Genomic DNA, 12665 nt, shown 5'->3' on the forward strand with positions numbered 1-12665 from the left:
TCTTTGCATGATGATCGGCACCCCACCGGATTCCCAGGACCCGCCCCAGGCCGATGCGCAGGGTGGACGCGCGCATTTTTTGCAGGTGTTCCTATCTCAGCGTTCACAGATGGAAGCCCTGGTGAATCGCCGCGTGGGCTGTCGCGCCACCGCGGCGGACTTGGTGCAGGACCTGTTCCTGCGCTTCTGGCGTCGGCCCCTGGTGCAGGTCGAAGAACTCAGCACCTACCTGTTGCGTTGCGCGGGCAATATCGCCATCGATCACCTGCGCAGCGAAGGCGCGCGGGTGCGTAGCAATGAAGGCTGGCTGCCGGAACAGCATGACCACCAGGGCTGCGAACCCCAGGCGGCGCTGGAAGCGGGCAATGATCTGCGGCATGTCGAAGCGGCCCTGCGCAGCCTGCCCGAGCGCACCCGGCACATCTTTCTGCTCAACCGTATCCATGGGCGCAAATACGCTGATATCGCCAAGGCCATGGGGTTGTCCCAAAGTGCCGTGGAAAAACATATGATGCGTGCCCTCGAAGCCTGCAAGGCCAGCCTTCGCGAGCCATCGACCCCACGCACGCCAGGGAAAGCACCGTGAACCTCACCCCCACGTCCGACCAGGAAAAAGCCGCCCTGGCCTGGCTGAGCCTGCTGCACGACCAGCCCAGCAGCGGCGATCAGGCCACGTTCAGCCGCTGGTTGCGCGCCGACCCGGCCCACGTCGAAGCCTATGCCCAGGCCCAAGTGCTGTGGGAGTTGAGCGAAGTGCCCGCACGCCAGCTTGCGAATGAAGAGGCTCAAGCGCTGCAGGGCTACCTCGATGCGATGAACCGCTCGAAGCGTTCGCGGGCGGTGCGTTGGTCGGGCGCACTGGCCATGGCCGCGTGCCTGCTGCTGATGATTTCGATGGGCGCCGGGTGGCAGCCGTCGCGCTGGGTCGATGACTTCGGGGCCGACTATGTGAGCGCGCCGGGGGAGGTCAAGACCGTGACCCTGGCGGATAACACTCAAGTGACCCTGGATGCCGACAGCGCCATCGCGGTGGATTTCACCCACGGCGAGCGGCATATCCAGTTGCGGCGTGGCGCCGGCTTTTTCAGCGTGACCCACACCGGTGAGCCATTTGTGGTGGAGGCGGGCAGCGGTGAAGCACGGGTGCTCGGCACGCAATTTGAAGTGCGCCTGCAACCGGCGGGCGCGCAGGTGACGGTGTTGACTGGGCGTGTTGGGGTGACAGCGTCGAAACAAGGCCGGCAACAGGTACTGACCGCCGGCCAGCAGATCGCTTATGCCGATGGCATCGCCCAGCCCCTGCATGCCGTCGACAGCGCATCGCGCCTGGCTTGGCGCGACGGTTGGCTCAATTACTACAAAGCGCCGTTGGCCGACGTGGTCGAGGACCTTGGACGTTACTACCCTGGCCGCATCCTGTTGCTAAACGAAGCGATGGGCGCCAAGCGCGTCAGCGGCAGTTTCCCGAGCAAAGATCCACAGGCAGTGCTGAATGCGTTGCAGGCGGTGCTGGGCTTCGAGCAACACAACCTGTTGGGACGGCTGATCGTGGTGCGCTGATTATTTCAACGCCGCCATGATCTGTTCGGGCCGGTAGTCGCGAATCAGCGTGCCATTGACGTCCACAAACGGAATCCCGCCGCCGCCCAGCGCCTCGTACGCCTTACGCGCCTGGGCGTCTTTTTCGATATCGAATTGCTGATAGGGAATGCCTTTCTGGTCCAGGAAGCGGCGAATCTGCTTGCAGTAGCCGCACCATTCGGTGGTGTAGAGCACCACGCGCGCATTGGCGCGAACCTGCTCGGACACCACCTGGGACGGGTTGAACACTCGCTCGATCTTGCCCCAGTTCTGAAAGACCACCACCACCAGCAACACCAGCAGGACTTTCTTGAACACCCCGCCGAGCATCAGTTGCGGCGCTTGAGCTGGTCGGTCAGTTGGGTGGGCAGGCCCTTGATGATCAAGGTGCCGGCGGCTTCGTCATACTCGATCTTGTCGCCCAGCAGGTGCGCTTCAAAACTGATGGACAAGCCTTCGGCGCGCCCGGTGAAGCGGCGGAACTGGTTGAGGGTACGTTTATCGGCCGGGATCTCCGGCGACAGGCCGTAATCCTTGTTACGGATGTGGTCGTAGAACGCCTTGGGCCGATCTTCATCGATCAGGCCGGACAGTTCTTCCAGGCCCATGGGCTCGCCGAGTTTGGCCTGGCTGCTGGCGTAATCCACCAGGGTCTTGGTTTTTTCGCGGGCGGATTCGTCCGGCAGATCTTCGCTCTCGACAAAGTCGCTGAAGGCCTTGAGCAGGGTACGTGTCTCGCCGGGGCCGTCGACGCCCTCCTGGCAGCCGATAAAGTCGCGGAAGTACTCCGAGACCTTCTTGCCGTTCTTGCCTTTGATAAACGAGATGTACTGCTTGGACTGCTTGTTGTTCTGCCACTCGGACACGTTGATGCGCGCCGCCAGATGCAACTGGCCCAGGTCCAGATGGCGCGAGGGCGTCACGTCCAGCTCGTCGGTCACCGCCACGCCTTCGCTGTGGTGCAGCAGGGCGATGGCCAGGTAGTCGGTCATACCTTGCTGGTAGTGGGCAAACAGCACATGGCCGCCGGTGGAGAGGTTGGATTCTTCCATCAGCTTCTGCAGGTGCTCGACCGCCGTGCGGCTGAACGTGGTGAAGTCCTGGCCACCATCGAAATACTCCTTCAACCAGCCGCTGAACGGGTGCGCGCCGGACTCGGCATGGAAGAAACCCCAGGCCTTGCCTTGTTTGGCGTTATAGCTCTCGTTGAGGTCGGCGAGCATGTTTTCGATGGCGGCGGACTCGGCAAGCTCGGAGTCGCGGGCATGGAGAACCGCAGGTGTGCCGTCGGGTTTTTTGTCGATCAGGTGGACGATGCAATGACGGATCGGCATAGGCTTCTCGGCTGGTTGAAGGGGAGCGGTTGGCCTCCCCGAAAAGTTGCCCAGTGTACCGCACCCATTGGCCAAGACACGCCTCGAAGGGGGTTTTGCACACCGTCCGACGGGGCATATGCCTTTTTTTCACGGTTTAGAGCGATAAAGCTGACCAAATGGGTAGGTAGAAGCGGATATTTCCCCGTCTCTGTGCTAGTTTTGCCCGGTCTTACGCCAAGTCTCGGCGATAAGCGTGCATTCAGCATTTGTCAGGTCGAACCAATCCCCGTTTCAAGCATCTATAACCCCGATCTCCGCGGTTATAGCCTGGGGTGCCAGACCTAGACGGTCGGGCTCGACGGCTGACACTGCACTCTGCAATCCATATGAATTTGATAGGGAAGGAACACCACAATGGCTATTACTAAAGACCAACTGATCGCTGACCTGGCTGAAGCAGTAGACGCACCGAAAACCACCGTGCGCGCTCTGCTGGACCAACTGAGCCAGGTTGTTGCCGATCAGCTGGAAAACGGCGGCGAAATCACTCTGCCAGGCGTTGGCAAACTGAAAGTGACCGAGCGTCCTGCCCGTACTGGCCGTAACCCTTCGACTGGCGCTGCCATCGAAATCGCTGCCAAGAAAGTTATCAAGCTGGTTGTGGCCAAAGGCCTGACCGACGCTGTTAACAAGTAAGACGCAGCAAAAAAAACCGTGCTTCGGAGCGATCCGGGCACGGTTTTTTGTTGCCTGCGATTTGTGCTTTACCGCACCCAGCGCTGGCGCCAGATCTGCTGTTCGTTCTTGGTCTGGAAGGTCCAAGCGACGAAGCGGCTTTGTTTCTGGCCTTGGGACATCTCCACCACCTGGCTCTCCAGCGCGCCGGCTTTTTTCAGCGCGGTCTCGATGGCGGGCAGGTTCGACGCTTTCGACACCAGGGTGCTGAACCACAACACCTTGTGGGCAAAGTGCGCGCTCTCGGCGATCAGTTGCGTCACGAACCGCGCCTCGCCGCCCTCACACCACAGCTCGGCCGACTGGCCGCCGAAGTTCAGTACCGGCAACTTACGCTTGGGATCGGCCTTGCCCAGGGCGCGCCACTTGCGTTCGCTGCCCTTGGTGGCTTCGTCCATGGACGCGTGGAACGGCGGATTGCACATGGTCAGGTCAAAGCGCTCGCCCGGCTCCAGCAGGCCCAGCAGGATCTGCTTGGGGTTGGTCTGCTGGCGCAGCTGGATGACCTTGCTCAGGTCGTTGGACTGCACGATGGCCTTGGCGGCGGCCACGGCAATCGGGTCGACCTCCGAGCCGAGGAAGTTCCAGCGGTACTCCATATAGCCAATCAGCGGGTAGACGCAGTTGGCGCCCATGCCAATATCCAGCACCTTGACGATCGAGCCGCGTGGGATCTTGCCGTCGTTGACACTGGCCAGCAGATCGGCGAGGAAATGCACGTAATCGGCACGCCCCGGTACCGGCGGGCAGAGGTAATCCGCTGGGATATCCCAATGCTGGATACCGTAGAAAGCCTTGAGCAACGCGCGATTGAACACCCGCACCGCATCCGGGCTGGCAAAGTCGATGCTTTCTTTGCCATAGGGGTTGGTGATCACGAATTGCGCCAGTTCGGGCGTGGTCTTGATCAACGCCGGGAAGTCGTAACGGCCCGTGTGGCGGTTGCGCGGGTGCAGAGTCGCCTCTTTGCGCGGCACCACGGGCTTGGCTGGGGCGGCGGATTTAGGCTTCTTGCGCGGAGGTTTGGGCGTAGTGGGGGCGGTCATGATGATTCTGGTGTTGGCTCAAAGTGGCGGCCATTGTCACACATTCCCGAGGAAAGCTTGGTCAAATGTGGGAGGGGCGGTGGCAGTGCTGCCAGCAAGGGATTGGGAAAATGCAGGCAAAAAAAGAGACCCGAAGGTCTCTTTCTCGACGCGAACCAAGCCTTAGAGGCTGGAAATCCGCGCATGCTGCTCCGCCAGTTTGCCCAGGGCCTGTTCAGCCTCGGCCAGCTTGGCGCGTTCTTTCTCGATCACTTCGGCCGGGGCCTTGTCAACGAATGCCGCGTTGGACAGCTTGCCGCCCACTCGCTGCACTTCGCCTTGCAGGCGTGCGATTTCTTTGTCGAGACGGGCCAGTTCCGCGCCCTTGTCGATCAACCCAGCCATTGGCACCAGCACTTCCATGTCGCCGACCAGTGCGGTGGCGGACAGCGGTGCTTCGGCATCGGCAGCCAATACGGTGATCGACTCCAGCTTGGCCAGCTTCTTGAGCAGTGCATCGTTTTCGCTCAGGCGACGCTGATCCTCAACGCTGGCGTTCTTAACGAACACCGCCAGTGGTTTGCCCGGACCGATGTTCATCTCGGCGCGGATGTTGCGCGTGCCGAGCATCAGGGTCTTGAGCCATTCGATATCGCTTTCGGCCGCTTCATCGATGCGGGCTTCATTGGCTACCGGCCAAGGTTGCAACATGATGGTCTTGCCTTCGATACCTGCCAGTGGCGCCAGGCGCTGCCAGATTTCTTCGGTGATGAACGGCATGAACGGGTGGGCCAGGCGCAGCGCCACTTCCAGCACGCGCACCAGGGTACGGCGGGTGCCGCGCTGACGTTCGACCGGCGCGTTTTCGTCCCACAGGACCGGCTTGGACAGCTCCAGGTACCAGTCGCAATACTGGTTCCAGATGAACTCGTACAACGCCTGGGCCGCCAGGTCGAAACGGAACTGATCGAGCTGGCGAGTCACCTCGGCTTCGGTGCGCTGCAACTGCGAGATGATCCAGCGGTCCGCCAGGCTCAGCTCGTAGGCTTCGCCGTTCTGGCCGCAGTCTTCGCCCTTGTCCAGGACGTAGCGCGCGGCGTTCCAGATCTTGTTGCAGAAGTTGCGATAGCCTTCGACGCGGCCCATGTCGAACTTGATGTCGCGACCGGTGGACGCCAGCGAGCAGAAGGTAAAGCGCAGGGCGTCGGTGCCGTAGCTGGCAATGCCATCGGCGAATTCATCGCGGGTCTGCTTCTCGATCTTCTTCGCCAGTTTCGGCTGCATCAGGCCCGAGGTGCGTTTCTGCACCAGGGTTTCCAGGTCGATGCCATCAATGATGTCCAGCGGGTCCAGGACGTTGCCTTTGGACTTGGACATCTTCTGGCCCTGGCCATCGCGCACCAGGCCGTGTACGTACACGGTCTTGAACGGCACTTGCGGCGTGCCGTCTTCGTTCTTCACCAAGTGCATGGTCAGCATGATCATCCGGGCGACCCAGAAGAAAATGATGTCAAAACCGGTGACCAGCACGTCGGTTGAGTGGAATTTCTTCAGGAACTCGGTCTGCTGCGGCCAACCCAGGGTGGAGAAGGTCCACAGGCCCGAACTGAACCAGGTGTCCAGTACGTCGTTGTCCTGTTGCAGCGCAACGTCGGCACCGAGGTTGTGCTTGGCGCGCACTTCGGCTTCGTCGCGGCCTACGTAGACCTTGCCCGACTCGTCGTACCAGGCCGGAATGCGGTGGCCCCACCACAGTTGGCGGCTGATGCACCAGTCCTGGATGTCACGCATCCACGAGAAGTACATGTTTTCGTACTGCTTAGGTACGAACTGGATACGGCCGTCTTCCACGGCGGCGATAGCGGGCTCGGCCAGCGGTTTGGTGGACACGTACCACTGATCGGTCAGCCAAGGCTCGATCACGGTGCCGGAGCGGTCGCCCTTCGGCACTTTCAATGCGTGATCGTCGACGCTGACCAGCAGGCCGGCGGCGTCGAAGGCGGCCACGATCTGCTTGCGTGCTTCGAAGCGGTCGAGGCCAGCGAATTCAGCCGGGATCTTGCCGTCGACGCTGTCATTGAGGGTGCCGTCCAGGTTGAACACCTGGCAGGCCGGCAAGACAGTGGCGTTCTTGTCGAAGATGTTGAGCAACGGCAGGTTGTGGCGCTTGCCCACTTCGTAGTCGTTGAAGTCGTGGGCCGGGGTGATTTTCACGCAGCCGGTGCCGAATTCAGGGTCGCAGTAATCGTCCGCGATGATCGGGATGCGGCGGCCGACCAATGGCAGTTCGACGAACTTGCCGATCAGCGCCTGGTAGCGCGCGTCGTTCGGGTTAACCGCGACGGCGGCATCGCCGAGCATGGTTTCCGGGCGGGTGGTGGCGACGATCAGGTAGTCGTTGCCTTCGGCGGTCTTGGCGCCGTCGGCCAGTGGGTACTTGAGATTCCACAGGAAGCCTTTCTCGTCGTGGTTTTCCACTTCGAGGTCGGAAATCGCCGTGTGCAGCTTGGTGTCCCAGTTGACCAGGCGTTTGCCGCGGTAGATCAGGCCGTCTTCGTGCAGGCGCACGAAAGCCTCTTTGACCGCTTCGGACAGGCCGTCGTCCATGGTGAAGCGCTCGCGGCTCCAGTCGACGGACGAGCCCAGGCGACGGATCTGACGGCTGATATTGCCGCCGGACTGATCCTTCCATTCCCAGATTTTTTCCAGGAATTTCTCACGGCCCAGGTCATGGCGACTCTGGCCGGTGGCTTCGAGTTGGCGTTCCACCAGCATCTGGGTGGCGATACCGGCGTGGTCGGTACCCGGTTGCCACAGGGTGTTGCGGCCCTGCATGCGGCGGAAACGGATCAACGCATCCATGATCGCATTGTTGAAGCCATGGCCCATGTGCAGGCTGCCAGTGACGTTCGGTGGCGGAATCATGATGGTGTAGGACTCGCCCGCACCTTGTGGGGCGAAATAATTCTCGGACTCCCAGGTCTGGTACCAGGAAGTTTCGATAGCGTGGGGCTGGTAGGTCTTATCCATGCGCGGCGGGACCCTAGTTGGCATTAATTCAGGAAAGCCGGCAAGTATAGCGGTGTGAAGCAGTTGCAAGCTATAAGCCACAAGCTGCAAGTGGAGTGCAGTGCTTTAACTTGCGGCTTGTGGTTAGTTGTTTGTAGCAGCGGCGATCAGCCGCTCCATCCGCGCATCCAACCGACGTTTGATCTCGGTTTCGATATGCGGGGCAAAGTCGTCGATCACGTCTTGCATGATCAGTTGTGCGGCGGCACGCAGTTCGTTGTCCAGGTGCAGCAGCAAGGCGTCGGGGGTTTTTTCAGTGGCGGTAGCGGGTTGCGCAACGGGGGCTGGCGCGACGGGTTCAGGCACGGCAGGTTTGCCGCCGACCATGTCGAACAACAGCGGAATCTGTACCTCGCCTGTGACCGCCTCGGTCAGCAGTGGCGGTTGCAAACCTTCATCACCCAGCAACTGACGGATCGACTCAAGGTCGTCCAGCAGGTGGTCATCTTTTTTTAACGGGTTGAAAGTGTCCATCGTGTGCTCAAAGTCGTTGTAGCCGGTGATCTTGCAAAGGATAGCCCTGTTCGCGGTAGAAACGGAAACTCTCCCGCGCAGCCTGACGAATAGCCGGATCTTCCACCACCACCTCCGCCACGCGGGCGAATGCCTGGGCAAAGGGCGGTACTTTCAGGTCCAGGTTGACCAGCAGGTCGTGATGCGCGCCGCAGCTGTCGCCCAACCCCAGTACCACCAGCCCTTCGGGTTCGGTTTCTGCGGGGCCATGGGGTACAAAGCTTTCACCCTTGAAACGCCACAGACGGGCATCGAGCTCCTCGCGTTGGGCGGCATCGCTGCAATGCAGGTAAATGCGATGGCCCATGCGCCAGGCTTTTTCCGTGAGTTTGCAGGCGAAGTCCAGCCGCGCGAGGGGATCGGCGCTAGGCAATATATAGAAGTCGACTTGGGGCATGTGGGTTCCTGCAACGTCCCGTCCCACCCTTTATAGACGCAAGGGCGGGACGGGCACTGTTTAGGCTTTGGCGCGATCCAGCAGGTATTGCGTCAGCAACGGAACCGGGCGGCCAGTGGCGCCCTTGTCTTTGCCGCCACTGGTCCAGGCGGTGCCGGCGATGTCCAAGTGAGCCCAGTTGAAGTTCTTGGCGAAGCGCGACAGGAAGCACGCCGCAGTGATGGTGCCGGCCTTCGGCCCGCCGATGTTGGCGATGTCGGCGAACGGGCTGTCCAGCTGTTCCTGGTACTCGTCGAACAGCGGCAGTTGCCAGGCGCGGTCGTCGGCAGCCTTGCCGGCGCTGAGCAGTTGCTCGATCAGCTCGTCGTTGTTGCCCAGCAGGCCCGAAGTGTGGGAACCCAGGGCAACGATGCAGGCGCCGGTCAGGGTGGCGATGTCGATCACGGCCTGTGGCTTGAAGCGCTCGGCGTAGGTCAGGGCGTCGCACAGCACCAGACGGCCTTCGGCGTCGGTGTTGAGGATTTCCACGGTCTGGCCGCTCATGGTCGTCACGATATCGCCTGGGCGCGAAGCACCGCCGCTCGGCATGTTCTCGGCACAGGCCAGGATGCACACCAGGTTGATCGGCAGCTTGAGTTCCAGCACGGCACGCAGAGTGCCGAACACGCTGGCGGCACCGCCCATGTCGTACTTCATCTCGTCCATGCCGGCGCCAGGCTTGAGGCTGATGCCGCCGGTGTCGAAGGTTATGCCTTTACCCACCAGGGCGTAAGGCTTCTCGGACTTCTTGCCGCCGTTGTATTGCATCACGATCAGGCGAGGCGGCTGGTCGCTGCCCTGGCCCACGGCATAGAACGAGCCCATGCCCAGGTCCTTGATCTTCTTCTCGTCCAGTACTTCAACCTTCAGGCCTTTGAATTCCTTGCCCAATGCCTTGGCTTGCTCGCCCAGGTAGGTCGGGTGGCAGATGTTCGGCGGCAGGTTGCCCAGGTCGCGGGTGAACGACATGCCGTTGGCAATGGCTTGGGCGTGGGTCACGGCGCGGGTCACTTCAGCCTGGGCGGCCTTGATGGTCAGCAGGGTGATTTTTTTCAGGGCGCGGGGTTCGGCTTTCTGGCTCTTGAACTGGTCGAACACGTAGCCGCCGTCCACCAGGGTTTCTGCCAGCAGACGGGTCTTGCCGTAGCTGTCACGGCCCTTGACGACGACTTCATCCAGCGCCAGCGTTGCATCGCTGCCGCCCAGGCCCTTGAGGGTGTTGAGGATGCCGCTGATGATCTTGCGGAACGGGCGGTCGCCCAACTCGTCGTCCTTACCCACGCCCACCAGCAATACGCGGTCGGCCTTGAGGTTGGGCAGGCTTTGCAGCAGCAGGCTCTGACCCACTTTGCCGGCCAGGTCGCCGCGCTTGAGCACCGCGCTGATGGCGCCGCCGCTCAGTTCATCGAGCTGCTTGGCGGCGACGCCGAGCTTGCGGCCTTCGCCGATGGCGACCACGAGGGTGGCGGTCTTCAACGTTTCGGGGCTAACGCTTTTTACAACCAATTCCATGTTCGGGTCCCTTATAAAGGTCTATGAGCCTGGCGTTTGTACCCAGGCTTTAAAGCGTGGCAGTCGTGTCAACCACCCGCGACAAAGGCCGCAGTTTGAACCTCGCCGGCAGAGCCTGACAACCCTTGGCGCACGCTTTGTGCGTGTGCATGAGGTTGCGCAGTGACAGGCGCGGTCAATCACAGGATAATGCGCCATCTTTTTAGCCGGCCCTGTGTAAAAGGGGCTGACTCGGTATGCTTGCTTGTTTGGCCGCCTTAGCCTGACAACCCTGGAGTGTCTGGTTTGATTGTCTTCCGTTATCTGTCCCGCGAAGTCCTGTTGACCCTGAGTGCCGTGAGTGCGGTGCTGCTGGTCATCATCATGAGTGGTCGTTTCGTCAAATACCTGGCTCAGGCCGCTTCCGGCGCGCTCGACCCAGGTTCGCTGTTCCTGATCATGGGCTTTCGTCTGCCAGGGTTCCTGCAACTGATCCTGCCGTTGGGCCTGTTCCTTGGCATTCTGCTGGCCTACGGTCGTCTGTACCTTGAAAGCGAAATGACCGTGCTGTCGGCTACCGGCATGAGCCAGCAGCGCCTGCTGGGCATGACCATGATCCCAGCCGCCGGCATCGCCCTGATCGTCGCCTGGCTGAGCCTGAGCCTGGCTCCCCAGGGCGCCATGCAATTTCAGTTGGTGCTGAACAAGCAGGACGCGATGACCGAGTTCGATACCCTCGAACCCGGCCGCTTCCAGGCCCTCAGCGACGGCACTCGGGTGACCTACACCGAGACCATGACCGAAGACCGCGCCAACCTGGGCGGCGTATTCATCTCCGAGAAGCGCCTGGGCCAGGACAAGAAGGACCGTGGCATTTCGGTGCTGGTGGCCGATTCGGGCCGTCAGGAAGTACGCCCCGATGGCAGCCGCTACCTGATCCTGGAAAACGGCTACCGCTATGACGGCAGCCCGGGCCAGGCCGATTACCGGGCCATCAAGTACGACACGTACGGCGTGATGCTGGCCCGTCCGGAAGTCAGTGATGAAGTCACCGACCGCGATGCCATCCCCACCGCGCAATTGATCGGCAGCCAGGAACTGCGTTCCATCGCTGAGCTGCAATGGCGTATTTCCTTGCCGCTGCTGGTGTTTATCGTGACCTTGATGGCGGTGCCGCTGTCGCGCGTCAACCCGCGCCAAGGCCGTTTCCTCAAGTTGTTGCCGGCGATTCTGCTGTACATGGCTTACCTCACCATCCTGATTTCCGCCCGCGGTTCCCTGGAAAAAGGCAAGCTGTCGCCGGTCCTGGGCCTGTGGTGGGTACACGGGATTTTCCTGGTGATCGGCCTGGGGCTGCTTTATTGGGAACCTATACGCTTGAAGATGAAGAGCCGTCGTGGCCAGAAGGAGTTGGCTCGTGGCTAAGCTCGATCGCTACATTGGTAGCAGCGTACTCATCGCCATCCTGGCGGTACTGGGCATCATTCTGGGCCTGGCCTCGTTGTTTGCCTTCATCGATGAAGTGGGCAACGTCAGCGACACCTACACCGTCACCGACGTGCTGAGCTACGTGGCGCTGACCGCTCCGCGCCGCCTGTACGACATGATGCCGATGGCCGCGCTGATCGGTTGCCTGATCGGCCTGGGCAGCCTGGCCAGCAACAGTGAGCTGACCATCATGCGTGCCGCCGGGGTCTCCATCGGCCGGATCGTATGGGCGGTCATGAAACCCATGTTGCTGCTGATGCTCTGCAGCGTGCTGATCGGCGAGTACATCGCGCCGCCGGCTGAGTCCACGGCCCAGGCCAATCGCGCCCTGGCCCAGGGTTCGGGTGACGCGCAGAGCGCCAAGCATGGCCTGTGGCACCGTCAGGGTGACGAGTTCATCCACATCAACGCCGTGCAGCCTGGCGGCTTGTTGATCGGGGTGACGCGCTACACCTTCGATAAAGAACGTCATATATTGTCGTCCAGTTTCGCCAAACGTGCGCAGTACGACGCGGAAAAATGGCAACTGAGCGATGTCACCACCACTTATTTCCGCAATCCCGGCCAGGGCACCAAGGCCAGCACCGAAGTGATCAACGTACCGAGCGAAGCGTGGGACATCGCCCTCAAGCCGGAACTGCTCAACACCGTGGTGATGATCCCGGAAAGCCTGCCGATCTCCGGTCTGTGGAGCTATATCCACTATCTCAAGGACCAGGGCCTGAATAATGGCCGTTATTGGCTGGCATTCTGGGTCAAAGTGTTGCAGCCGGTGGTGACTGCCGCGCTGGTGTTGATGGCGATCTCATTCATCTTCGGGCCGCTGCGCTCCGTGACCCTGGGCCAGCGGGTGTTCACCGGCGTACTGGTGGGGTTCACCTTCCGGATTGCCCAGGATCTGCTCGGCCCGTCGAGCCTGGTGTTTGGCTTCTCGCCGCTATTTGCGGTGCTGGTGCCGACCGCCATCTGCGCTTTGGCCGGGTTCTGGCTGCTGCGCCGCGCCGGTTGATC

12 protein-coding genes are annotated in these 12665 nt (G+C 61.3%); 5 read left to right on the plus strand and 7 right to left on the minus strand.

The features are described 5' to 3' along the window. Positions 1-10: 10 nt before the first annotated feature. A complete protein-coding gene (locus HRH33_RS06070; protein WP_376782726.1) occupies positions 11-586 on the plus strand; it encodes an RNA polymerase sigma factor in 576 nt (191 codons plus the stop codon). Then, positions 583-1560, plus strand: coding sequence for a FecR family protein (locus HRH33_RS06075; protein WP_167417240.1), 978 nt, complete (start codon positions 583-585; stop codon positions 1558-1560). Before HRH33_RS06070 ends, HRH33_RS06075 begins: the two co-directional genes overlap by 4 nt. Here the strand turns inward: HRH33_RS06075 and HRH33_RS06080 are convergent, their stop codons facing one another. Both HRH33_RS06080 and yejK read right to left on the minus strand, forming a co-directional pair. After that, positions 1561-1911, minus strand: a complete 351-nt coding sequence (locus tag HRH33_RS06080; RefSeq protein WP_034137113.1) for a glutaredoxin family protein — start codon at positions 1909-1911, stop codon at positions 1561-1563. Further along, a complete protein-coding gene (yejK, locus tag HRH33_RS06085) occupies positions 1911-2915 on the minus strand; it encodes a nucleoid-associated protein YejK (RefSeq protein WP_010212893.1) in 1005 nt (334 codons plus the stop codon). Before yejK ends, HRH33_RS06080 begins: the two co-directional genes overlap by 1 nt. Positions 2916-3311: 396 nt before the next feature. On the opposite strand from yejK, the gene HRH33_RS06090 reads away from it, so the two are divergent. After that, positions 3312-3593, plus strand: a complete 282-nt coding sequence (locus HRH33_RS06090; RefSeq protein WP_003188840.1) for an HU family DNA-binding protein — start codon at positions 3312-3314, stop codon at positions 3591-3593. Between the two features lie 68 nt (positions 3594-3661). Here HRH33_RS06090 and rlmF read toward each other — a convergent pair whose 3' ends face one another. The 5 genes from rlmF to HRH33_RS06115 form a co-directional block, all read right to left on the minus strand. Then, positions 3662-4678: a 23S rRNA (adenine(1618)-N(6))-methyltransferase RlmF gene (gene rlmF, locus HRH33_RS06095; protein WP_167417239.1), complete on the minus strand. Its 1017-nt coding sequence runs from the start codon at positions 4676-4678 to the stop codon at positions 3662-3664. 162 nt (positions 4679-4840) lie between these two features. Next, the gene (locus HRH33_RS06100; protein ID WP_034096047.1) at positions 4841-7687 is read right to left on the minus strand and encodes a valine--tRNA ligase; all 2847 of its coding nucleotides are present in this window, start codon (positions 7685-7687) and stop codon (positions 4841-4843) included. A gap of 123 nt (positions 7688-7810) precedes the next feature. Then, positions 7811-8200, minus strand: a complete 390-nt coding sequence (locus HRH33_RS06105; RefSeq protein WP_167417238.1) for a DNA polymerase III subunit chi — start codon at positions 8198-8200, stop codon at positions 7811-7813. 7 nt (positions 8201-8207) lie between these two features. Beyond that, positions 8208-8636 (minus strand): DNA polymerase III subunit chi, encoded by a 429-nt coding sequence (locus HRH33_RS06110; protein WP_034137116.1) that lies wholly within the window; start codon positions 8634-8636, stop codon positions 8208-8210. A 60-nt stretch (positions 8637-8696) separates the two neighbouring features. Further along, positions 8697-10187 (minus strand): leucyl aminopeptidase, encoded by a 1491-nt coding sequence (locus HRH33_RS06115; RefSeq protein WP_167417237.1) that lies wholly within the window; start codon positions 10185-10187, stop codon positions 8697-8699. A gap of 285 nt (positions 10188-10472) precedes the next feature. Here HRH33_RS06115 and lptF point away from each other — a divergent pair, with 285 nt between their 5' ends. Continuing rightward, entirely contained in the window at positions 10473-11591 is a 1119-nt protein-coding gene (gene lptF, locus HRH33_RS06120; RefSeq protein ID WP_034111890.1) for an LPS export ABC transporter permease LptF, read from the plus strand. Continuing rightward, positions 11584-12663: an LPS export ABC transporter permease LptG gene (lptG, locus tag HRH33_RS06125; RefSeq protein ID WP_034137118.1), complete on the plus strand. Its 1080-nt coding sequence runs from the start codon at positions 11584-11586 to the stop codon at positions 12661-12663. Before lptF ends, lptG begins: the two co-directional genes overlap by 8 nt. Positions 12664-12665: the final 2 nt, after the last annotated feature.

Source organism: Pseudomonas rhodesiae, assembly GCF_013285305.1.
Classification (GTDB): domain Bacteria; phylum Pseudomonadota; class Gammaproteobacteria; order Pseudomonadales; family Pseudomonadaceae; genus Aquipseudomonas; species Aquipseudomonas rhodesiae.